The sequence below is a fragment of the Metabacillus malikii genome (genome assembly GCF_030813355.1).
GTDB classification, from domain to species: Bacteria; Bacillota; Bacilli; order Bacillales; family Bacillaceae; genus Metabacillus; species Metabacillus malikii.
In genome coordinates this window covers 117,667-139,926 of sequence record NZ_JAUSUD010000011.1, presented here as the reverse complement: position 1 = coordinate 139,926, position 22,260 = coordinate 117,667, and the positions used below count along the sequence as shown (strand labels likewise).

17 protein-coding genes are annotated in these 22,260 nt (G+C 35.7%); 16 read left to right on the top strand and 1 reads right to left on the bottom strand.

Going from position 1 to position 22,260, the window contains the following annotated elements:
• The first annotated feature begins 406 nt into the window (after window positions 1-406).
• The 14 genes from J2S19_RS12420 (at window position 407) to J2S19_RS12355 (ending at window position 18,709) form a co-directional block, all read left to right on the top strand.
• Complete coding sequence (locus J2S19_RS12420; protein ID WP_307342183.1) at window positions 407-3,001, top strand: exo-rhamnogalacturonan lyase family protein; 2,595 nt, start codon at window positions 407-409, stop codon at window positions 2,999-3,001.
• A gap of 470 nt (window positions 3,002-3,471) precedes the next feature.
• On the top strand, window positions 3,472-4,167 hold the full coding sequence (locus J2S19_RS12415) for a DUF1961 family protein (RefSeq protein ID WP_307342180.1): 696 nt from the start codon (window positions 3,472-3,474) through the stop codon (window positions 4,165-4,167).
• 26 nt (window positions 4,168-4,193) lie between these two features.
• Window positions 4,194-4,991, top strand: a complete 798-nt coding sequence (locus tag J2S19_RS12410; RefSeq protein ID WP_307342177.1) for a polysaccharide deacetylase family protein — start codon at window positions 4,194-4,196, stop codon at window positions 4,989-4,991.
• A gap of 106 nt (window positions 4,992-5,097) precedes the next feature.
• Entirely contained in the window at window positions 5,098-5,745 is a 648-nt protein-coding gene (locus tag J2S19_RS12405) for a YesL family protein (RefSeq protein WP_307342174.1), read from the top strand.
• Between the two features lie 394 nt (window positions 5,746-6,139).
• Window positions 6,140-7,894: an ABC transporter ATP-binding protein gene (locus J2S19_RS12400; protein ID WP_307342171.1), complete on the top strand. Its 1,755-nt coding sequence runs from the start codon at window positions 6,140-6,142 to the stop codon at window positions 7,892-7,894.
• Window positions 7,895-7,902: 8 nt separating this feature from the next.
• Complete coding sequence (locus J2S19_RS12395; RefSeq protein ID WP_307342168.1) at window positions 7,903-9,723, top strand: ABC transporter ATP-binding protein; 1,821 nt, start codon at window positions 7,903-7,905, stop codon at window positions 9,721-9,723.
• 173 nt (window positions 9,724-9,896) lie between these two features.
• Window positions 9,897-10,574, top strand: a complete 678-nt coding sequence (gene yknW / locus J2S19_RS12390) for a YknW family membrane protein (protein ID WP_307342165.1) — start codon at window positions 9,897-9,899, stop codon at window positions 10,572-10,574.
• Window positions 10,571-11,689 (top strand): efflux RND transporter periplasmic adaptor subunit, encoded by a 1,119-nt coding sequence (locus tag J2S19_RS12385; RefSeq protein ID WP_307342162.1) that lies wholly within the window; start codon window positions 10,571-10,573, stop codon window positions 11,687-11,689. The genes yknW and J2S19_RS12385 overlap by 4 nt, the downstream gene beginning before the upstream one ends.
• Window positions 11,686-12,366 (top strand): ABC transporter ATP-binding protein, encoded by a 681-nt coding sequence (locus J2S19_RS12380; RefSeq protein ID WP_307342159.1) that lies wholly within the window; start codon window positions 11,686-11,688, stop codon window positions 12,364-12,366. The genes J2S19_RS12385 and J2S19_RS12380 overlap by 4 nt, the downstream gene beginning before the upstream one ends.
• A gap of 3 nt (window positions 12,367-12,369) precedes the next feature.
• The gene (locus J2S19_RS12375; RefSeq protein ID WP_307342156.1) at window positions 12,370-13,563 is read left to right on the top strand and encodes an ABC transporter permease; all 1,194 of its coding nucleotides are present in this window, start codon (window positions 12,370-12,372) and stop codon (window positions 13,561-13,563) included.
• A 311-nt stretch (window positions 13,564-13,874) separates the two neighbouring features.
• On the top strand, window positions 13,875-14,786 hold the full coding sequence (gene pfkB / locus J2S19_RS12370) for a 1-phosphofructokinase (protein WP_307342153.1): 912 nt from the start codon (window positions 13,875-13,877) through the stop codon (window positions 14,784-14,786).
• A 12-nt stretch (window positions 14,787-14,798) separates the two neighbouring features.
• Entirely contained in the window at window positions 14,799-16,661 is a 1,863-nt protein-coding gene (locus tag J2S19_RS12365; RefSeq protein ID WP_307342150.1) for a PTS fructose transporter subunit IIABC, read from the top strand.
• Between the two features lie 370 nt (window positions 16,662-17,031).
• A complete protein-coding gene (gene lepB / locus J2S19_RS12360; protein WP_307342148.1) occupies window positions 17,032-17,592 on the top strand; it encodes a signal peptidase I in 561 nt (186 codons plus the stop codon).
• Between the two features lie 157 nt (window positions 17,593-17,749).
• Window positions 17,750-18,709 carry a DUF4349 domain-containing protein gene (locus tag J2S19_RS12355; RefSeq protein WP_307342144.1) on the top strand — a complete coding sequence of 320 codons (960 nt, stop codon included), beginning with the start codon at window positions 17,750-17,752 and terminating at the stop codon, window positions 18,707-18,709.
• Here J2S19_RS12355 and J2S19_RS12350 read toward each other — a convergent pair.
• Window positions 18,698-18,958, bottom strand: coding sequence for a hypothetical protein (locus J2S19_RS12350; RefSeq protein WP_307342142.1), 261 nt, complete (start codon window positions 18,956-18,958; stop codon window positions 18,698-18,700). The two genes, J2S19_RS12355 and J2S19_RS12350, sit on opposite strands and share 12 nt — an antisense overlap.
• A gap of 274 nt (window positions 18,959-19,232) precedes the next feature.
• On the opposite strand from J2S19_RS12350, the gene J2S19_RS12345 reads away from it, so the two are divergent.
• Window positions 19,233-20,138 (top strand): CPBP family intramembrane glutamic endopeptidase, encoded by a 906-nt coding sequence (locus J2S19_RS12345; RefSeq protein ID WP_307342139.1) that lies wholly within the window; start codon window positions 19,233-19,235, stop codon window positions 20,136-20,138.
• Window positions 20,139-20,615: 477 nt separating this feature from the next.
• The gene (locus J2S19_RS12340; RefSeq protein ID WP_307342136.1) at window positions 20,616-22,235 is read left to right on the top strand and encodes an ABC-F family ATP-binding cassette domain-containing protein; all 1,620 of its coding nucleotides are present in this window, start codon (window positions 20,616-20,618) and stop codon (window positions 22,233-22,235) included.
• Window positions 22,236-22,260: the final 25 nt, after the last annotated feature.

The following is a 22,260-nucleotide window of genomic DNA, read 5'->3' as shown; positions in this document are numbered from 1 at the left end:
TCTCCAAAGGGGATAAACATGGAGGAGCCGTATGCGAAGACCCGCACGTACGGATCTGTGAGAGGCGCATGAGTAATTCATGCGCCTACTCTATTGTCTTATTACAATTTTTTATCCGATGTAAGCTATCTCAATCCTATACTATTTACTGATGTTTCGAGTTGTTACGAACCAAAAATAGAACAAGGCAAGGTTCATCATTAAAAAATGCGAGCACAATACAGAAATATCGGAAAATTAGTATCAATAGATTTTGAAATAGGAGCATTCACTAATAAAATCAAAAAAATGATGTTTGCTGCAAAAAAGTGCTAGTTAGTACTACGTATAGGTTCAATTATTTCAGGTTGCCGGATAGGAATAGATAAAAAATAATTAAAGGTATATAGATAGGAAAGGTGTGACTTTGTTGAAAGTTAAATGGTTAAATACGATTCCGAAAAGTATGACAGGTGTTTCTTGGGGAGTACCATGGAAAAAAGGTGAGCTCAGCCGCGAAGAGTCACTTTGTTTGATGAACGACAAGAATGAAAAAATACCATTACAAAGCTGGCCGACTGCATTTTGGCCTGACGGTAGTGTGAAATGGACTGGTCACAGTGCAGTTTTAAATGGTCAATCACAATCATACGAAATACGGATTGGTGACAATGTTACTTCTGATTTAGCTGTACAGGTTATTGAGCGAAATGAGCAAATCCATGTTGATACAGGTATACTGCAAGTCGCAATAAACAAAATTGGAACAAATATAATTGAAGAGATAACTAGTAATGGTAAGCGTATTGCAAATCACTTGAAGTTAATTGCGAAAAAGGAATTCCGTAAAGAAGAGCGAGAGCGAAAGGTGATCGAAGAAATTGACTTAGAAAGTGAAATTGAAGAAGTAAAAATTGAAAAAAGCGGTATAATCAGAAACGTGATTAAAATAACAGGACATCATAAATTTCTACATGATAAGCAGCAAACGGGTTTGCCATTTAAATTAAGGCTTTATTTTTATGCAGGGACTGCAACAATTAAAATCGTCCATACCTTTTTTTATGACGGTAATCCACAAAAAGACTATATCAAAGGTATCGGTATAGAGGCAGCACCACATATTGAAGGTGAGAATTGGAATCGTCATGTTTGCTTAGGCGGTGACGTTGGAATTTATCCAGAGCCAGCCCAATTATTATTAACACGACGTCACCAACGAGCGAAAGGCTTATATAACAAACAAATTTCCGGAGAAATGATTGATTTACATGACGCTCAATATAAGCAAATTCGCGATCATGCTGAACAAAATGCAGAATGGAATGATTTTAAATTAATCCAAGATTCAGCAGACCATTATCAGATCATGAAACGAACAAATAAGGAATGTTCTTGGATAACATCAACACACGGAACTCGCTCAAAAGGCCTGCTCTATACAGGTGGCAAAAATGGAGGACTCGCGTTTGGGTTGAGAAATTTTTGGCAGAAGTTCCCCTCATCTATTGAGGTTAGTGGTTTAACAGGTGAACAACCGAAAATGAAGCTTTGGTTTTGGTCACCAGATGCTAATGCGATGGATTTACGTCATTACAATACAAAAACACATGTATTGAGTGCATACGAGGGCTTTGACGAAATGCGTGCAACACCATATGGAATCGCTAACACAAGTGAAGTATATTTGAATTGCTATACATCACCACCAACGCATGATGAATTAACGGTAAAAATGGATGAATGGCAATCTCCATTAGTACTTGTGTGTGAACCACAATACTATTATGACTCAAACGCTCTTGGTGTTTGGAGTTTACCGGATAAAACACATCCTGTAAAAGGAAAGATTGAAGAACAGCTTGATAACGCCATCCTTTTTTATAAAGAGGAGATGGAGCAACGGAAATGGTACGGCTATTGGCACTATGGTGATGTCATGCATACGTATGATTCAGTTCGACACCAGTGGATGTATGACATAGGCGGGTTTGCATGGCAAAACACAGAGTTAGTACCGAATATTTGGTTATGGAATGCATTTTTACGGTCTGGTCGAGAGGATATTTTTATCATGGCTGAAGCGATGACAAGGCATACGAGTGAAGTTGATTGTTATCATTTCGGTGAATATGCTGGACTCGGTTCAAGACATAATGTCATACATTGGGGCTGTGGTTGTAAAGAAGCACGAATAAGTATGGCAGGTCTTCATAAAACCTATTACTTTTTAACAACTGATGAGAGGGTTGGCGATTTACTAGAAGAAGTACGAGATGCAGACCAATCTATTTTATCACTAGATCCAATGCGAGAATTTTATCCACGTGATGAACATCAAACACATGCCCGTGTCGGGCCGGATTGGGCAGCGTTCTGTTCAAATTGGTTTACAGCTTTGGAAAGAACAGAAGAAGTGCGATATTATGATAAAATCATGTCAGGAATGAATGTTTTGAAAGGGTTACCAATGAGATTGCTATCTGGTCCAACTTTTGGTTATGACCCAAGTACAAGTAAGCTAATTCATATGGGCGATGGTAATGAAGGAAGTTATCATATGGTTATTGCTTTCGGGGCACCACAAACATGGTTTGAAATTGCCGATGCTTTTGAAGACAATGAATGGAAAGATATGCTTGTTGAATTTGGAGAGTTCTATAGTCTTTCGAATGATGAAAAGTTAAAAAGAAGTAATCGGACGTTACATGATAAATTATTTCCTTTACCGATGTTAGCTGCAGGCATGGTTGCATATGCTGCAGCGGCAAAAAGAGATAAAAACTTAGCAGAAAAGGCATGGGATTTATTATTGAATAATGAAATAAGTCAAATGTGCTTGCCAATTGAAAAGGAGACCATTAGCGTTTGGCAAAATCTCAATGAAGTGCCGGGGATAACTACCAACACAACATCACAGTGGTGTTTAAATACGATGATAGCCTTAGAATTAATCGGTGAACATGTATCTGACCTTCAATTCAAAAAAGTACTAGAACGACAAGAATGTCATAAAAAATAAGGAAACCTAGTAGTTTCAAGGTTTGCAAGAGACACAAAAAAATGTAATTGTCAGAAAAATTGGTTCCGCTTAATGTAAAGATAGAACCTTTTTGAGCGTATACTTCTGAAATTAATGCTTCCGCGGGATTAGGTACTACAATCTCTTCATTTGATAACTTAACTTCTTCTTCTTTAAGAACTAATGGTGTTTTTTCTTTCGTTAAAAAGCGTTCTTCAGGTATACCTGTTTGGAATTGATTTAAATCTGTAAATTCATTAATAAGCGCTACATTTAAGTAGTCGTGCTGAATTCAACCTAGAATGTTATTTGAACCAGTTTATACGAACGGCATTTGCAAAAAAGTCATAATGATGTAAAAAAGTACAACTCATCTTAAGTAATAAGTACGCACTAACAAAAATGTATGATTGCTTGTACACTTATCGCTCACTTATAGTTAGGACTATATTTGCAGTGAAAGGATTGGTATGATGTCAACTCATTTTTCAAAAGGGAAATGTCTTTATGAAAATCCATTATCATCACTAGATTATGTTAATGATTGGGTATTAGAAGGAAAAGCAAATGTGACAATAATGGATAATTCGTTACAGCTAGAGAATAGACTAGAAGCAGATAAATATGGTGATAAAGCACATTTTGTATTTTGGTGTCCTGTTCAATTTCCTGATGAAATTATCATTGAATGGGAATTTTCACCGTTAAGAGAGCCAGGGTTATGCATGCTGTTCTTTTCAGCAGCTGGTCGTGATGGGGAAGATTTATTTGATGACTCATTACCAAAACGGACTGGCATGTATCCGGAATATCATTCAGGCGGAATCGATGCTTATCATTTATCATATTTCCGACATAAACATCGTGAGGAAAGAGCATTTAGAACGTGTAATTTAAGAAAAAGCTTCGGCTTTCATTTAGTAGCTAGTGGCGCGGACCCATTACCGCCTGTTGAAGATGCAATTTCTCCCTATTATATGAAACTTGTAAAATATCACAATCATATTCAATTCTATATTAATGAATTACTCGTTTTAGATTGGCAAGACGATGGCAAGACATATGGTAAGGTTCATAAAGATGGGAAAATAGGATTTCGGCAAATGGCCCCAATGAAAGCAGCTTATTCGAATTTAAAGATTTATGAAGCAATTAAAGAACAATAATGACAATGTTGAAGGAGTTATGAACTATGCCGAAAGTAATGTTAGCGTTTCCAGAAGGAAGACATAAAGTGTTGACAATGAGTTATGATGATGGGAAGGCAGCAGATAGAAAATTAGTAGAAATTTTTAATCGGAATGGAATAAAAGGGACTTTCCATATAAATTCTGGAATGTTGGGGGAAGGAGATCGTATTCCAAAGGGAGAAATAGAAGAACTCTATAGAGGACATGAGGTTGCGACACATACGAAAACCCATCCAACTATTGCGCGTTCTCCAAAGGAGCAGATTATTGACGAGTTATTTGAGGACCGAAAAAATCTCGAAGCAATTGTAGATTATCCTGTTAGAGGTCTATCATATCCTAATGGTTCTTATCATCAATATATTAAGGAAGTACTCCCTTTTCTCGGTATTGAATATGGTCGAACCGTTCATTCCTCAGGTCAGTTTTCAATGCCAGATGATTTTTTTGAATGGAATCCTACTTGTCATCATAAAAGGGATTTATTGCAATTGACCGAAACATTTATTAATCTTCATAAGACTCAATATATATATATGATGTATGTGTGGGGACACAGTTATGAGTTTGACCTTGATAATAATTGGGAATTGATTGAAAGCTTTTGTGAATTAGCAGGTGGAAGAAATGATATATGGTATGCAACAAATATTGAAATTGTTGACTATATGAATACATTTAAACATTTAAAGTTCTCGGCAGACAGTAGATTTGTCTATAATCCATCTGCTACGTCAGTTTGGCTAAATGTCGATGAGAGAATAATCGAAGCTCGAGGTGGGAAGAAAACTAACTTATAACTAGAAAGTTTGTTGTATTCAAGTGCATTTTATGTCAGAAATATTACACTTAACACTACGGATAAACTAACTGACAGGCACTTACGTTTTTATAGGAGGTAAAACAATGAATGGAATTGGTGGAAGTATATATAAGGTTACGGATTGGATTATGAGGATGGCATACATCAACTTGTTATGGATTATGTTTACTATCATAGGGTTAGGTATATTCGGTTTTTTTCCTGCATATACTGCGATGTTGTCGATTATTCGCAAATGGCTTATGGGAAATGATGATATACCAGTTTTCCAAACATTTTTATCAATTTATAAAAGAGAGTTTATGAAAAGTAACATCATTGGCATAATCATGTTAGTGATTGGTTATATTTTATACCTCGATTTGGCAATTGTGAAAGAAGCTGTTGGACCAATTAGATATACATATTTTCCTTTAATCGCTGTGTTTATTGCTTATTCATTAGCCTCATTATACTTATTTCCAATTCTTGTTCATTATAATACTAAAGTTATGCAAGCATTGAAAAATTCACTTTACATTATGATACTATCACCAATTTCAACGATGACGATGATTATTGGACTGCTTGCCATCTATATGTTAATGACAACAATTCCTGGACTCATTCCGTTCTTTTTATTAAGTTCATGCGCAATGATTGTCATGTGGTCTTCGTTGTTAGCTTTTGGAAAAATTGAAAGAAAACAAAATGTCCATAATACCTCTGGAACAAATCGAATTGAAGTATAAAATATGTATTCAGATTCGCTATAGACATTAGGACTGTTCCTGATTTGGTATGCAAGTTAGAGTAGGGTTATCAATATACTGTACTGCATAAGTACTTCTGAGTAATTGAGAAGCAACAATCTTTTTGAAATGGTAAAAAAATAGATGGAGACATACATAAAAAAGCAAATTTTGCATATCGTTAACAGGTATGAAAAATCTGCTTTTTCATATTCTATTACTCTAGGAGAATATACTTTTCTTATGAGAACTCAGCCTAAACTTATTAAGAGGTGATTAACAAGCATATCTAGAAAAAGGTTATTTTTTTTTCGTGAAAATTATTTCGATACCCGATATTTTTAGTACGTTAAGTTACTTCATTATGTACATTATTTCAGCTAGGAGGGAAAAGATGGAGACATTTAAAAAGTTAAAGATGTTTTACTGGCCTTACAAAAAGTATTTTTTTATATCCGTATTCTTCGTCATCTTTATTACTGCGATAACAGTTGTTTATCCAATTGTGCTTCAATTGACAATTGATGAAATTGTTTTAAAAGAACAATATCAGTTTATTCCATGGATTGTGGCTGGATTTTTATCATTAATGCTCATTAAAGGTATATCTGCCTTTTTTCATCAGTATCTAGGTGACATGTTTGGCATCCACTCTGTTTATCGCTTACGTAATGAATTATACGATAAACTGCAACGTTTGCCTTTTTCATACTATGATAATGCAAAGACTGGTGACTTAATGTCAAGGCTTACGGCAGATGTAGAAGGATTTCGCTTCTTTTTATCATTTGGATTTTCTGAGCTTGTCCGCTTCTTTTTATTAGTATGTGGGACATTGTCTGTTATGCTATTTTATTCGGTACCATTAACTTTAGTCACGATTGCAGCACTACCGTTTCTTGCCGTTGCCGTTTACCATTTTGACAAACGTGTTCATCCAGCATTTAGGGGAATTCGTAAATCTTTTGGAAAATTAAATACAAATGTGCAGGAAAACATTAGTGGTATTCAAACGGTTAAAGCATTGTCACGTGAAGACTTCGAGATTTCTAAATTTAATGATGCTAATGGACATTACAAAGAAAAGTACTTAACTACCTCTCTTGTTTGGTCGAAATTTTTCCCGCTAATGGAACTTATAGGAAATATAAGTGTCGTTGCTTTGTTAGCGTATGGAAGCGTTCTCGTTATTCAAGGTTCGCTTCAACCAGGTGAGTTAGTCGCATTCTTTAGTCTTGTCTGGTATTTAATGAATCCAATTATGCATCTTGGCTTTACGATTAATCACTTCTCACAATCGAAGGCTGCTGGTGAACGTTTATTAGAAATTTTAGAAGCGGAAGAAACGATTCGAAATGATTTAGATACTGCCGATGTAGAGGTACTAAAAGGAGATGTTACGTTTAAAAATGTTAGCTTAAGATATAAACCGGAAGATCCAATTGTATTAAATGATATATCATTTAATGCTCCATCAGGGAAAACTATTGGTCTTATTGGTGGAACAGGCTCAGGAAAAACAAGTATAACGCAATTACTAACAAGGTTTTACACACCGACATCAGGAAAAATAGTAATTGATGGAAGAGATATTACGAAATACACATTGAAAACGTTACGATCGAATATCGGTGTTGTTTTACAAGAATCATTTCTATTTTCATCAACAATCAAAGCAAATATAGCTTACGGAAGACCTGATGCATCAATGGAAACGATTATTGAAGCAGCAAAGCGGGCTCAAGCACATGATTTTATTATGGAGCTACCAAATGGATATGATACGATGCTCGGTGAACGAGGCATGGGACTGTCTGGAGGACAAAAACAGAGAATTGCGATTGCAAGAGCGATTTGTACAGACCCGAAAATCTTAATATTAGATGACTCTACTAGTGCTGTTGATATGACAACTGAACTACACATTCAGAAGGCATTGAAAGAAGTGATGAACGGTCGGACTACTTTTATTATTGCACACCGTATTTCATCATTGAAGCATGCAGACGAAATACTTGTCCTCGAAAATGGTCATGTCGTAGAACGAGGCGTACACGAGGAGCTTATTTTAAAAGAAGGCTATTACAAACGGATATATGATATACAATACAAAGATCAGAAGGCTGTACTTCAGTCTACTGTTGGGTAGGTGACAAAATGAAACAAAAAGAAAAGATATCCTTAATTAAGGAAAGGTTTCAATATTCTACAGATACCGTTATTGAAAAGCCTTTTAACTGGAGACAAATGTTAAGACTATTAAGCTACTTAAAGCCATATGCAAAAACGTTACTTCCACTTGCTTTTCTTGCTGTTATTATTTCTTCAGCGGTTAGATTAATCGCTCCAATTCTAATAGGTAAATATACGTTAGATCATGCAATTCAAAATAAGGATATGAATTTGTTAACAATTCTCGTCCTAACTATTGCAGGAATGTACATCTTATCTTACATAGCTAACCGTCTTAGAATTAAATGGATGAACCAGCTTGGCCAAAATGTTATTTATGATTTAAGAAAGCATCTATTTACACATGTCCAATCTTTATCACATCGCTTTTTTGACCAACGTTCAGCAGGATCGATTTTAGTTCGGATAATGAATGATATTAATTCTCTGCAGGAGCTATTTACTAGTGGGGTTATCAACTTATTAATGGACTTTATGCTGTTAATCGGAGTTGTCATTTTATTATTTAGCTTAAGTCCACAGCTTACGCTTGCGATATTAGTTATCGTCCCAATCATGTTCTTTATTTCAACAAGCTTAAGAAAAAAAATACGCCGTTCTTGGCAATCGGTTCGTTTAAAACAATCCAAGTTAAATTCACATTTAAATGAGTCAATCCAAGGGATTCGTGTGACACAATCGTATACACAGGAAGCAGAGAATATTGAATTTTTTGATGGTGTAAATACAGAAAATTTCAAGGCATGGAAAAATGCGACGAGAAGAAATGCAATGTTTACGCCAATGGTTGAAATGACAAATGCAATCGGAACTGCGATTTTAATTTGGTATGGTGCAACATTAATCGCAGGTGGTACATTGACAATCGGTACTTTTGTTTCATTTGCCTTTTATTTAGGAATGTTCTGGGAGCCGATTTCTCGTCTCGGTCAGGTATATAATCAGCTGTTGATAGGAATGGCTTCATCAGAAAGAATTTTCGAATTTATCGATGAGAAACCAATTGTAGCAGAAGCGAGCAATCCGATTCAATTACAGAATATGAAGGGGAAAATTGAATTTGATTCTGTCGAATTTGCATATGATGCAACGAGGAAGGCTTTAAACTCTGTAACCTTTACGATAGAAGCAGGGCAAACTGTTGCTCTTGTTGGCCATACAGGTTCTGGTAAAACGACGATAGCCAATTTAATCAGTCGATTTTATGATGCTACAAACGGAGTAGTGAAAATTGATGGGCGAAACATTAAGGATATAAAAATTAATGAATTACGCTCAAAGATAAGTGTTGTGTTACAGGATACGTTTATATTTTCAGGAACAATTATGGATAATATTCGCTTTGGACGACCGACAGCTTCAGATGAAGAGGTAGTCGCAGCAGCAAAAGCAGTTGGTGCAGATGACTTTATCAAAAATCTATCAGATGGGTACTTTACTGAAGTGGAAGAGCGAGGGAATGTTCTTTCTGTTGGTGAACGTCAATTAATTTCATTTGCACGAACTTTGCTAGCTGACCCGACGATCATTATTCTAGATGAAGCAACAGCCAGCATTGATACAGAGACAGAAGTAAAAATTCAAACAGCATTAAGAAAGCTTTTACATGGTCGTACAGCAATAATGATTGCCCATCGTTTATCAACCATTCGGGAAGCTGATAATATCATCGTCCTTAAAAATGGTCATATTATGGAACAAGGAAATCATGAGCAATTAATGGGTGTTCAAGGGATTTATTATGGTCTCGTAAAAGCACAATTTCATGCGTTAGAAGTTGGTTAATTGTAAAAGAGGGGAAGAGTTTACAAAACTTTAACCCTCTTTTTTTATGTCTTGGTAGAATGAAAGATTGTAGTCTAATGTAATAAAACTTTTAAGAAATTTATTAAAATATGAAACTTCTATTTTGCTTTTACGTATTAGTAAATGAGTACATAATTTGGAGGTTATTGACAATGGAAAATGAGACAATTCAAACGAAAAAGCCATCACTTTTTGGCATGGTCTTTAGTCCGGGTGAGCAGTTTGAAAGAATAAGAGAGAAACCTGTCATATGGGTGCCGCTCATCATATTAACTATATTAGGAGTTATTATTGGAGGGTTAGCAGCATTCAATGTCGATTACACACAATTACCTAATGGAGATCAAATTAGGGGAGACGAAGCTCAACTCGCAAAAAGCTTTGGAATTGGATTTGGAATAATCGGCACTTTAATCGCTGTCCCAATAGGGTTTTTATTCCAAGCAGCAATCTACTTTGTTGCGTCAAAAATTGCAAAATCAGCTGTTACATTTAAGCAAATGTTTTCAACGATATTATTTGCCTCTTTTATCTCAACAATAGGTTCAACATTAAATTTTGTCATTGTAATGCTAATTGACGGTGACCCGGCAATAATTTTGACAAGCCTTAACAGTGTTGTAAATGCTGAGGGAGCGTTAGGCGCATTGCTAGGAATGATCGAAGTGTTTGCAATTTGGTATTATATTTTACTTGGTATGGGACTTGTTAAGGTTGCGAAATTATCAAAACCAGCTGCTGTCACAATTGTCATTATCTTCTTTATTTTAGGAGCACTTTTTACAGTAGGTAGTGCACAATTACTTGAGGGATTGAACCAATTACAATGAAGAAAAAAATATGGATTTCAATAGGTGTCGTGTTACTAATCGCAGTTTTGGTTGGAATTAATGTCGCAAACATGTCGAATAAAGAAGATGTAGCAGTTGAAACAGCAAAAGTGGAAGAACGTGAGATTACCGGGAATGTAATGGTTCCCGGTACACTTTCATTAAGCGAAGAAGACTTTCTCTATTTAGATCCTGAAAGAGGTGAGTTAACAGAGATCCTCGTAAAAGAAGGTGACAAAATTGAAGAAGGTACTCCGTTACTACGTTATGAAAACGAACAGTTAAAGCTTGAAAAAGAACAAAATGCATTATCATTGGAATCAGCTTATTTACAAATTAATCAAATTAAAGATAAAATAGCCGATCTGGACGAAAATGAAAAGGAATTAGCGAAGGAAGTTGGAGAAGAAGAGGCGAAGAAACAGATTAAAGCAGAAAGGGAGCAACTGAAGGTAGATTTGAAAGTTGCTGACTTAGAAGCTAGACAAGTTGTCTTACAAAAGGAAACGCTCGAGAAAAGTCTGGCAGATCTTGAAGTGAAAAGTAAAATCGCAGGTACCGTGCTTTCAGTTGATGAGGATGCAAAGGAAGGAACAGTACAGACGCCAATCCTTCATATCGGTAAAGCCGATAGTTATATCGTAAAAGGATATATATCAGAATATGATTCTTTGAAAATAAAGGAAAAGCAGCCAGTGATAATTAAATCTGATGCAATTCCTGACCAAGAGTGGAAAGGAACTGTAACAAAGGTAAGTCTACTTCCTGAACAAACTGATGCAGCGATGGGAAGTGAAGATACAGCTGTTCAATATCCAATTGAAGTTGCCATTGAAGCAACTGATTTTGAAGCAAAACCTGGCTTTAAACTGATTATGGATATTGAAACAGATAAGCGAAAAGTGAAATCTGTTCCATTAGAAGCTGTTAAACAAGACGGTGAAGAGAACTATGTCTTCGTAATTGATAATGGAAAGGCGTTACGTAAAGAAGTAGAAGTAGGACCAACTAGCAACGAATATATGGAAGTAAAAACAGGTTTAGAAGCAGGTGAAGAAGTAATTGTCAGCCCACCAATTAATCTCACTAACGGTATGGAAGTGAACAAAAAATGATTCAACTTTCATCAATAACAAAAAGCTATAAAGTTGGAATAGAAACTTTAGATGTATTAAAGGATATTAATTTGTCGATTCACGATGGTGAGTTTGTAGCAATTATGGGGCCTTCCGGGTCTGGTAAATCAACATTAATGAACGTGATTGGCTGTTTGGATAGTCCGAGTAGTGGTACATATATGCTTGATGAAGAGGATATCTCTACTTATAAGGATGAAGAGCTTGCTAAAGTAAGGAATCTTTCGATTGGCTTTGTATTTCAACAATTTCAATTATTGCCAAGGTTAACGGCATTAAAGAATGTTGAGTTACCAATGGTCTATGCCGGACTTAATAAAAAGCAAAGGGAAGAGCGTGCCAAACAAGCGCTTGAAAAGGTTGGACTAGCAGAACGGATGAACCACTTGCCTAATGAACTATCAGGTGGTCAAAAACAACGTGTCGCAATTGCAAGGTCAATTGTAAATGAGCCAAAGCTAATTCTAGCTGACGAACCCACAGGTGCACTAGACACAAAAACGAGTATTTCAATAATGGAGCAATTTACAGCACTAAATGAAGAGGGTACGACCGTCATCCTTGTCACACACGAGCAAGAAGTTGCGGATTATGCTAAACGAATTATTACGGTTAGGGATGGATTGATTCTCTCCGACGAAGAACGGAGGAGATAGGTTATGAGTTTATTAGAAAACATGAAAATGGCCCTAAGCTCTGTGCTTGCACATAAGCTTCGTTCTATATTGACGATGTTAGGTATCATAATTGGTGTCGCGTCAGTTATTTTAGTTGTTGCGATCGGGCAAGGTGGAGAGCAGTTATTAAAATCAACATTCACTGGACCAAGTAACACGATTGAAGTGTACTTTGAACCAAGTGAAGAGGAAATAATGTCTAATCCAAATGCTTTTTTAATGTCAGCATTTACGGAAGATGACGTCAATGCATTAGCAGAAATTCCTGAAGTGAAAAAAGTTGTTGCTTCAACATCTGATTTTTTTCAGACACGTTACCGTGAAGAAACGGCAGATACTACTGTATATGGAATAAATCAGGCATATATTGAAGTAAATGGATTAAATGTGGAAACTGGAAGGAATCTCTTTGAAGCAGATTTCATCGGTGGTACAAGAGTAGGAATAATTAGCTACGAATTACAAAAGGAAATGTTTGACGAAGCTGACCCTCTAGGTGAGGTTATCTGGGTAAAAGGTCAACCAATTGAAATCGTAGGTGTTCTAGAAGAGCCGACGGGTATATTCGCTTTCGGTACAATGGATATTTATATACCATCGAATACATTTAAGACCTCGTTCGGTAAAAGTGACTTTAACCAAGTAACGTTACAAGCACAAAATGCTGATGTGATGCAAGAGGCTGGGGAAAAAGCAACAACACTATTAAATAATGTCCATAATACAGATGAGTCATATAAAGTTTTAAATATGGAAGAGATGGCAGAAGGAATAGGCCAGATTACATCGATTATGACATTAATCATTGGTTCAATTGCTGGAATTTCTCTCGTTGTAGGTGGAATCGGTGTTATGAATATTATGCTCGTTTCCGTCACAGAAAGAACGAGAGAAATTGGGATACGTAAAGCATTAGGGGCAACAAAAGCGCAAATCTTAACCCAATTTCTAATTGAATCTGTTACATTAACACTTATCGGAGGGATTATTGGTATCCTTTTAGGTGCTGCAACAGCGTATATCGTTTCGTTGTTTGCAGGATGGCCGTCGCTTATCTCATGGCAAGTTGTATTAGGTGGATTAATATTCTCAATGGTGATAGGAATTGTATTTGGGATGTTGCCTGCCAATAAAGCGGCTCGCTTAAATCCAATTGAAGCATTACGTTACGAATAACTTAATTTAAAGTTAAGCATAGAGGCTGTTCCAATTTCGCACATTATATGTGCTGATTGGAACAGCTTTTTTTATCGCTATTTCCTCTTTTTCCTTAAGAATTATGGTTTAGTGACAGCCACTACAAATTAGTGGCTGTTGTATGTGATAGATTTTAAACAATCAAGCAATCATTTTTGATTATTTATGATAAATTATGATTGATTTTGATAGAAAGTGACAGTATAATAAATTTGTGAAGGTGATTGAATCCGCTTTCAACGACATAACTATCTTGTTATTAAAATAAAGCATCAAAGGTCGTGAAATATATGATTTACACAGTAACATTAAACCCATCTGTTGATTACATCGTAAGCGTACAACAATTTGAGTTAGGTGCATTAAACCGAACAACCGCGGACACTAAATTCCCAGGTGGAAAAGGCATTAATGTATCACGGGTAATGAAAAGATTAGGTGTTGAATCAAAGGCACTAGGATTTATTGGTGGTTTTACAGGTTCATTTATAGAGGAGTTTTTACAAGCAGAACAAATCAAAACCCAGTTTGTTCAAGTAGAAGGTGACTCTCGAATTAATATTAAATTAAAAACAGAAGTTGAAACAGAAATAAATGGAATGGGTCCAGTTATTTCTACTGAAAACGTTACACAATTTTTAAAATTCTTCGAACAATTAGAATCTGAAGATATCGTCGTGTTAGCAGGAAGTATTCCGGGTACCTTACCAGCATCTATTTATAAGGAAATTATCACTTTATGTAAGGCAAAGGGTATTAAGGTCGTAGCAGACGTTTCCGGCGATGCATTAAGAGAGGTAATTGCGGAAAAGCCATTTTTAATAAAGCCAAATCACCATGAACTTGGTGAACTGTTTAATACGGAAATCCAATCCGCGGAACAAGCATTACACTATGCACAACAGTTAGTAAACGATGGTGTACAAAATGTTATCGTTTCACTCGCAGAAAAGGGTGCGTTATTAGTTACAAACGATGAAAGCTTCACTGCAAATGTTCCTAAAGGATCTGTTATTAACTCTGTTGGGGCGGGAGACTCGGTCGTTGGTGGCTTTTTGAGTGCCTATATGAGTAATAAATGCCTCGAGGAAGCATTCAAACTTGGTGTAGCTTCTGGAAGTGCAACAGCATTTTCAATGGAGCTTTGTACGAGAGAGAAAATAGAAGAGCTATTACCACAGATAAAGGTTACCAAGCTATAAGGGGGAAGTAAGATGAGAATTACAGAATTACTTACGAAAGATACGATAAAATTAAATCTTCAATCGACTTCGAAAAATACAGTTATCTCTGAATTAGTAGAAGTACTAAATCAAGCAGATAAATTAGTCGATAAAAACGCTTATGAGCAGGCTGTATTAAATCGTGAACAACAAAGTACAACAGGTATTGGTGACGGTATTGCGATACCCCATGCTAAAACAAACGCAGTTAAGAGTCCAGCGATTGTATTTGGACGTTCAAATGAAGGTATTGATTATGAAGCACTTGATGGCCAACCAAGCTTTCTTTTCTTCATGATCGCGGCTTCAGAAGGTGCTAACAATACTCATTTAGAAGCATTATCAAAACTTTCCAGTATATTAATGAAAAAAGAAGTGAGAGAACAGCTATTAGTAGTTAGCACTGCAGAAGAAGTACTAGCGATTATTGATAAGCATGATGAACAGGAAGATGAGGGTATTGTAACAGGTACCTCTAATCATAAAATTCTAGCAGTAACAGCATGTCCAACTGGAATTGCACATACCTATATGGCAGCAGATTCATTAAAAGAAAAAGCAAAAGAAATGAATGTTTCACTTAAAGTTGAGACGAATGGTTCAGGAGGAGCGAAAAACGTCCTAACAGATGCTGAAATTGAAGAAGCAACAGCCATCATTGTTGCTGCCGATAAAAAAGTGGAGATGGAAAGGTTTAAAGGTAAACACGTCATTATCGTCCCTGTTGCAGAGGGGATTAGAAAACCACAGGAATTAATTGAACGTGCTTTAAAACAAGATGGCTCAATTTATAAAGGTAATGGTGAAGGAAAAAAGGAAAGTAATGACGGAAGTGAGAAGACTGGTTTTTATAAACATTTAATGAACGGTGTGTCAAACATGCTTCCTTTTGTAGTGGGAGGCGGGATCCTTATTGCACTCTCATTCTTATTCGGTATCCATTCATCTGACCCGAATCATGAATCATATAATGCATTTGCAGCTGCGTTAAATACAATTGGTGGCGGTAATGCATTTGGATTAATGATACCAGTGTTAGCTGGTTTCATTGCACTAAGTATCGCAGACAGACCCGGATTAGCACCAGGTATGGTTGGTGGATTCTTGGCTGCACAAGGTGGAGCTGGTTTCTTAGGTGGACTAATCGCCGGATTCTTAGCTGGTTACATCGTTGTTCTGTTAAAGAAGGCATTATCAGGTCTTCCGGCTTCACTTGAAGGAATTAAACCGGTACTCCTTTATCCAGTTTTAAGTATCTTTTCAGTTGGTATGATTATGCACTTTGTTATAAACAAGCCTGTCAGTGCATTGAACGTACAAATTAGTGAATTATTAGGCAGTTTAGGAACAGGTAATTTAGTATTGTTAGGATTATTACTAGGCGGTATGATGGCCATTGATATGGGTGGTCCAATTAACAAAGCCGCATTTACATTTGGAATTGCGATGATTGATGCTGGAAATTTCGCACCACATGCCGCTGTTATGGCAGGAGGAATGGTTCCACCTTTAGGAATTGCTCTCGCTACGACATTTTTCAAAGGGAAATTTACCAAACGTGAACGAGAAGCAGGAGTTACATGTTACATTATGGGAGCATCATTTATTACAGAAGGTGCGATTCCATTTGCTGCATCAGACCCTGCCCGTGTCATACCATCAGTTGTTGCAGGTTCTGCAGTAGCGGGTGCATTAGCGATGTTTTTCGGAAATGGATTACGTGCCCCCCATGGTGGTGCCTTTGTTATTCCTTTAGTTGAAGGTAATCCATTATTATATTTAGTTGCTATTTTAATTGGAGCAATTGTAACAGCTATTATGCTAGGTATTTTGAAAAAGCCTGTAAGTGAATAATTAACAAGAGGTTGACTCAAATAAGTCAGACACTTCAAATATAATATATAGGATAACGGCTGTATTTGTTTTCTATATCAGTATTTGTTGAGGATAGACATTAAAGAGTCAGCCTCTTTTTTTGGCTGCTTTCGCAAACTTTGTTGCTTTATACTTAGTTATAATTTCTTGCTATATATACTTATATGATATTTCTAAACCATTATCGACTACAATCCTTCCTAGTTGGGCCTGAAAGAGAGTCTTCTCTGAAGAAAAGATTTAACCAATTATATTTTTATGTTAAATTTAAAAAGATAGAGGATTTTTTTATGTTTAGCTAATAAAATAGGTATAATGGAGATATGTAAATATTAGGAGGACTTTAAAGATGGCACGAACTGAAACAGCAACATCAACATCAAAAATTTGGGAATGGACGAAGGCAATTGTATTTGCAGTTGGACTAGCTTTAATTATCCGTTTCTTTATATTTGAACCATATCTAGTTGAAGGCTCCTCAATGGATCCAACACTTAAAGATGGTGACCGTCTTTTTGTCAATAAAACGTTGAAATACATAGGTGAAATTGAAAAGGGAGATATCGTCATTATTGATGGAAAAGATGCTAAAATCCGTTATGTGAAACGTGTAATTGGACTCCCTGGTGACAAAGTAAGTGCAGAAAATGGTGAGGTTTATGTGAATGGTAAAAAAATAGCTGAACCATATTTAGCAGACAATGCCGAGGAAGCTGAACAAAACGGAATGCTGCTTACAAGTGATTTTGAAGAAATTGAAGTGCCTCAAGACAATTATTTTGTAATGGGTGATAACAGGTTAAATAGTATGGACAGTCGAAATGGATTAGGCCTAATTGAAGCAAAGCGGATATTAGGAAAATCTGAGTTTATCTTCTTCCCATTTGACCATTTTAGTAAAACAGAATAATGTGCAATCTAAAAAGGTGGAGGAATAACTCCGCCTTTTCGCATTGTTAAAGTAATTATTCAATGTGTGCAAAATACAATTCAACTTAATCTATTTGTAACATATTTCCGTTTTCATGCGACTACTTCTATAGCATAACAGTAAAGGGTGGGGTGTGATGAAAAGGTATGTTATCGTTTTACTCGTTATAATCTGTTTTTTTAGTGTAACGGCTTGTAATAATCAATATAGTAAAGAAGAAAGTAAACAAAGCGAAGCAGTAGCGGATAGTTCGAGCCGTCCTGCTGAAAAAGCTGAAATTGCTACGGAAAATAACATACAAACAGACAGGGTAGTAAGTAATGAAGCCAACACGGATAAAAAGCAAACCAATCATAATCAAAACCGTATGGTCATCTACACAGGTAACCTCTCAATACATGTAAAAAACTTTGATGATATCGTTGCACTTGTTCAAGATGAACTGGCGCATACAACTGGATACATTGTCGATTCTCAATCGTACACGAATGAAGGGAATACTTCGCGGGAAGGAACGATTACAGTCAGAATACCACAGGATAAATTCAACCGCTTTATTGAGTCAGTTGAAAGTGGCAGTACGAAAGTGATTGACCGCTCGATTTCTGGTCAAGATGTGACTGAGGAATATGTTGACCTTGAATCTCGCCTGAAATCAAAGCAGGTTGTAGAAAAAAGACTGTTGGAATTTATGGAGAAAGCCGAAAAAACAGAAGATTTATTAAAAATTTCAACAGATTTAGCAACTGTCCAAGAAGAAATTGAACAGCTAAAAGGTAGAATGACATATTTAAATCATCAAGTAGCTCTTGCGACTGTAACAATTCATGTAAAAGAGGAAAAGGTGAAAATACCAACAATTGAAAGTGATCATCTAAATACTTGGGAAAAAACAAAAGAACGGTTTATGGAAAGCATTAACTTTATCCTAAAAATCGGCTCGGGGCTTATTATTTTTATTGTTGGTGGCTTACCTGTTTTGCTAATTATTACGGTTCTAACCATCGCTATTTACCTTTTTACAAAGAAGAAACGTAATAACCGTAATTTATCCTCTCCAAGCAAGAATGATGATGAGGACAATTTACATAACTAATATCGTTAATACGAGCATTGTTAAAAATACACTCCCAATAATGATACTAACAGTTTTCCAAATACCCACTTTTTTATCGAGTTGTATGTATGATGGCAACATCCTTTTTGTTGCGATGTTGATTAAAACATATAAGAAAATAACGCCGATAATAAATGTGAAACCTTTTGATTGAAACCCTAGGAAAGCAAAATAAATACCTGAAAAAAAGATGAGTAAGCAATATTCTATTAATGTATGTCGTTTCATGATGAATTTCTCCTTTCGTTCGTAAAGTTAATCTTAACATATTACAATGAAATAACATTAATTTAAGATCGCTTAATGTGAAAAATTTATATACCAGGTTCAATCTTCTTATGCGAAAAGATATGGTTTTGGAGTATGTCATAGCCATAGGTAAAGCTGATGTTAAAAAGATTGGATAGAAAATTGGATCGATTTATTTTAGAATTGTAATAGGTTGCTATTTAAGCTGAGACGTTACAAAAATAATTATTCATACATACTAAGGAGTGTAAACATGTCAAATTCATTTACGAATATACAAAGGGGGAAAAATACTCATTGGAGATATTTTTCCTCACTGTTAGTTATTTTAGCGTTCATGATAATCCTCGGGGGATTAGCTTATATAATTGTAGGTTTTGCTGTTGGAATACTAAATCCTGAGTTACTAGATTTAGAGTTGTTGGAAACTAAGGGTACGATACTAAGTGATCCTTTGGCAGAATTTTATTTAGTACATATTACATATATTGTCACAATTCTCGGAGTCTGGCTTGCGGTCAAAACAATCTTAAAAAGAAATTTAACTTCTCTTATTACACCGAATGATAAAGTAAGCTGGTCGAGAATTTTTTACGGATTCTTTATCTCACTAGCGATTTTTGCTTTGTTTGCTTTACTAGACTTTGCAATATTTCCAGATAGTTATGCATTAAATGATTTCGATGCAACGAGGTTTTTATGGCTTGTGATGGCAAGCTTAGTTTTAGTACCTATTCAAACTACTTCGGAGGAGCTATTATTTAGAGGTTTTTTATTGCAATGGGCAGGTAAACTTACGCGTAATCCACTATTCCTTACTTTAATCGTTGGTGGAATATTTGGTGGTTTACATTTTTTTAACCCTGAGATGCAACACGGTGCTTTTTGGGTCGCAATCGATTATTTAGCAATGGGATTTATCTGGACATATATTACGGTGAAAACGAATAGTTCAGAATATTCAATTGGGGCCCATGCTGCAAATAATATGTTTCTATGTATTTTTCTTACAATGGAGGACACAGTCGTCGGGGATATTCCATCTCTGTTTGTCATGACAGAGGTAAACGCTATGCTATCAGCGATGACTACGGTTATTACAGGTTTAATCTTCTTATTTTTTGTTTTACGAAAGCAAAGAAAAGAAAGTAATGTTTAGAATTAACAGTTATTAACTTATTTAAATAATAAACTGTTTAATGAACTGAATTAGTAAATCAAAAATGTAAAAGTATACAAAATAGTCCCAGAACTAACATAAAACATTATTGCTAGTACCTAAAAGCACCATATAAAAATTGGGATTTTATCTACGAGAATTCTATATGGTGTTTTTTGAAGTCGAAGTCCGTGCGAAAGTTGTAATTGATTTAAAAATGTAAGTAGCTATTTAGAGGCACGAAAAATTAACATCTCGTGTCTCTTTTTTTGTAATAAGTTAATAGTCTAACACTTGATTCCAAAATACGTGTTCCGAAGCTCTTAAAGCTAGTTAATTAAATGTTAATGGTATTCAAATTTAAAATTATTGTCGGTAGTAGATGAGAATATTTGCTGACCTCTGATTCGATAGTATAAAAAACCTTAAGTAAGTGTTATACTTGGAGAGGATCTATATAGTATTGGAGGATGTTTCATGATTCAAGTAACGAATGTTAGCTTACGGTTCGGTGACCGCAAGCTTTTTGAAGATGTTAATATTAAATTTACACCGGGTAACTGTTATGGGTTAATTGGTGCAAACGGTGCAGGTAAGTCTACTTTTTTAAAGATTCTCTCTGGGGAGATTGAAGCACAAACAGGTGATGTTAGCATGGCGCCTGGAGAACGTTTAGCAGTGCTGAAGCAAAATCATTTCGAGTATGAGGAGCATGAAGTACTAAAGACAGTTATTATGGGACATAAGCGTCTTTACGAAGTTATGCAGGAAAAAGACGCTATTTATATGAAAGCAGATTTTACTGATGAAGACGGGATGAGAGCAGCTGAACTTGAAGGTGAATTTGCTGAACTAAATGGTTGGGAAGCAGAAAGTGAAGCAGCAATCCTTTTAAAAGGACTAGGCATTTCTGAAGACCTTCATACTAAAAAAATGGCAGATTTATCAGGTGGAGAAAAGGTGAAAGTGTTACTGGCCCAAGCATTATTTGGTAAACCTGATGTACTATTGCTAGATGAGCCGACGAACCATCTTGATATTCAAGCGATTCAATGGCTAGAAGAATTTTTAATTAACTTTGAAAATACTGTCATCGTCGTTTCACATGACCGTCATTTCTTAAATAAAGTATGTACACATATTGCTGACCTAGACTTTGCAAAGATTAAAATATATGTAGGAAACTACGACTTTTGGTATGAATCCAGTCAGTTAGCATTGAAATTATCTCAAGAAGCAAATAAGAAAAAAGAAGAAAAAATTAAAGAGTTGCAAAATTTCATTGCGAGATTTAGTGCGAATGCATCTAAATCAAAACAAGCAACTTCACGTAAAAAATTATTAGATAAAATATCACTTGATGATATCCAACCATCATCACGACGCTATCCATATGTTAACTTTACCCCTGATAGAGAAATTGGAAATGATGTTCTGCGCGTTGAAGGAATATCAAAAACAATCGATGGTGTTAAGGTTTTAGATAACATAAGTTTTATTATGAATAAAGATGATAAAATTGCGTTAGTTGGGCGTGATGAAATCGCGATTACAACATTGTTCAAAATTTTAGCTGGCGAAATGGAGCCTGACAGTGGTGAGTTTAAATGGGGTGTCACAACATCTCAGAGCTATTTTCCAAAAGATAATAGTGAATATTTCTCTGGAAATGAAACAAGCCTTGTTGATTGGTTAAGACAATATTCTCCGAATGACCAAAGTGAAAGTTTCCTTCGTGGATTTTTAGGACGAATGCTCTTTTCCGGTGAAGAAGTTCAAAAGAAACCGAGTGTATTATCTGGAGGAGAAAAGGTTCGTTGTATGCTTTCGAAAATGATGTTAAGTGGAGCAAATGTGTTGCTATTAGATGAACCTACAAACCATTTGGATTTAGAATCAATTACCGCTTTGAATAATGGTCTTGTTGCTTACAAAGGGGCAATGATTTTCACTTCCCATGACCATCAATTTGTTCAAACAATTGCAAATCGTATTATAGAAATCGCACCTAACGGCATAGTTGATAAGCAAATGACATATGATGAATTTTTGGCTGACGATACAGTTAAAAAACAAGTAAAAGAACTTTATGTATAAGATTACAAAGAGATAGTGACTTTTT

Excerpts from the sequence above, each read along its gene's own strand:
- J2S19_RS12380 (WP_307342159.1), top strand. The coding sequence starts at position 11,686 with ATGATTCAACTTTCATCAATAACAAAAAGCTATAAAGTTGGAATAGAA.
- J2S19_RS12385 (WP_307342162.1), top strand. The coding sequence starts at position 10,571 with ATGAAGAAAAAAATATGGATTTCAATAGGTGTCGTGTTACTAATCGCA.
- J2S19_RS12345 (WP_307342139.1), top strand. The coding sequence starts at position 19,233 with ATGTCAAATTCATTTACGAATATACAAAGGGGGAAAAATACTCATTGG.
- J2S19_RS12365 (WP_307342150.1), top strand. The coding sequence starts at position 14,799 with ATGAGAATTACAGAATTACTTACGAAAGATACGATAAAATTAAATCTT.
- yknW (WP_307342165.1), top strand. The coding sequence starts at position 9,897 with ATGGAAAATGAGACAATTCAAACGAAAAAGCCATCACTTTTTGGCATG.
- J2S19_RS12405 (WP_307342174.1), top strand. The coding sequence starts at position 5,098 with ATGAATGGAATTGGTGGAAGTATATATAAGGTTACGGATTGGATTATG.
- J2S19_RS12355 (WP_307342144.1), top strand. The coding sequence starts at position 17,750 with ATGAAAAGGTATGTTATCGTTTTACTCGTTATAATCTGTTTTTTTAGT.
- J2S19_RS12410 (WP_307342177.1), top strand. The coding sequence starts at position 4,194 with ATGCCGAAAGTAATGTTAGCGTTTCCAGAAGGAAGACATAAAGTGTTG.
- J2S19_RS12415 (WP_307342180.1), top strand. The coding sequence starts at position 3,472 with ATGATGTCAACTCATTTTTCAAAAGGGAAATGTCTTTATGAAAATCCA.
- J2S19_RS12350 (WP_307342142.1), bottom strand. The coding sequence starts at position 18,958 with ATGAAACGACATACATTAATAGAATATTGCTTACTCATCTTTTTTTCA.
- J2S19_RS12375 (WP_307342156.1), top strand. The coding sequence starts at position 12,370 with ATGAGTTTATTAGAAAACATGAAAATGGCCCTAAGCTCTGTGCTTGCA.
- J2S19_RS12400 (WP_307342171.1), top strand. The coding sequence starts at position 6,140 with ATGGAGACATTTAAAAAGTTAAAGATGTTTTACTGGCCTTACAAAAAG.
- J2S19_RS12395 (WP_307342168.1), top strand. The coding sequence starts at position 7,903 with ATGAAACAAAAAGAAAAGATATCCTTAATTAAGGAAAGGTTTCAATAT.
- pfkB (WP_307342153.1), top strand. The coding sequence starts at position 13,875 with ATGATTTACACAGTAACATTAAACCCATCTGTTGATTACATCGTAAGC.
- J2S19_RS12340 (WP_307342136.1), top strand. The coding sequence starts at position 20,616 with ATGATTCAAGTAACGAATGTTAGCTTACGGTTCGGTGACCGCAAGCTT.
- lepB (WP_307342148.1), top strand. The coding sequence starts at position 17,032 with ATGGCACGAACTGAAACAGCAACATCAACATCAAAAATTTGGGAATGG.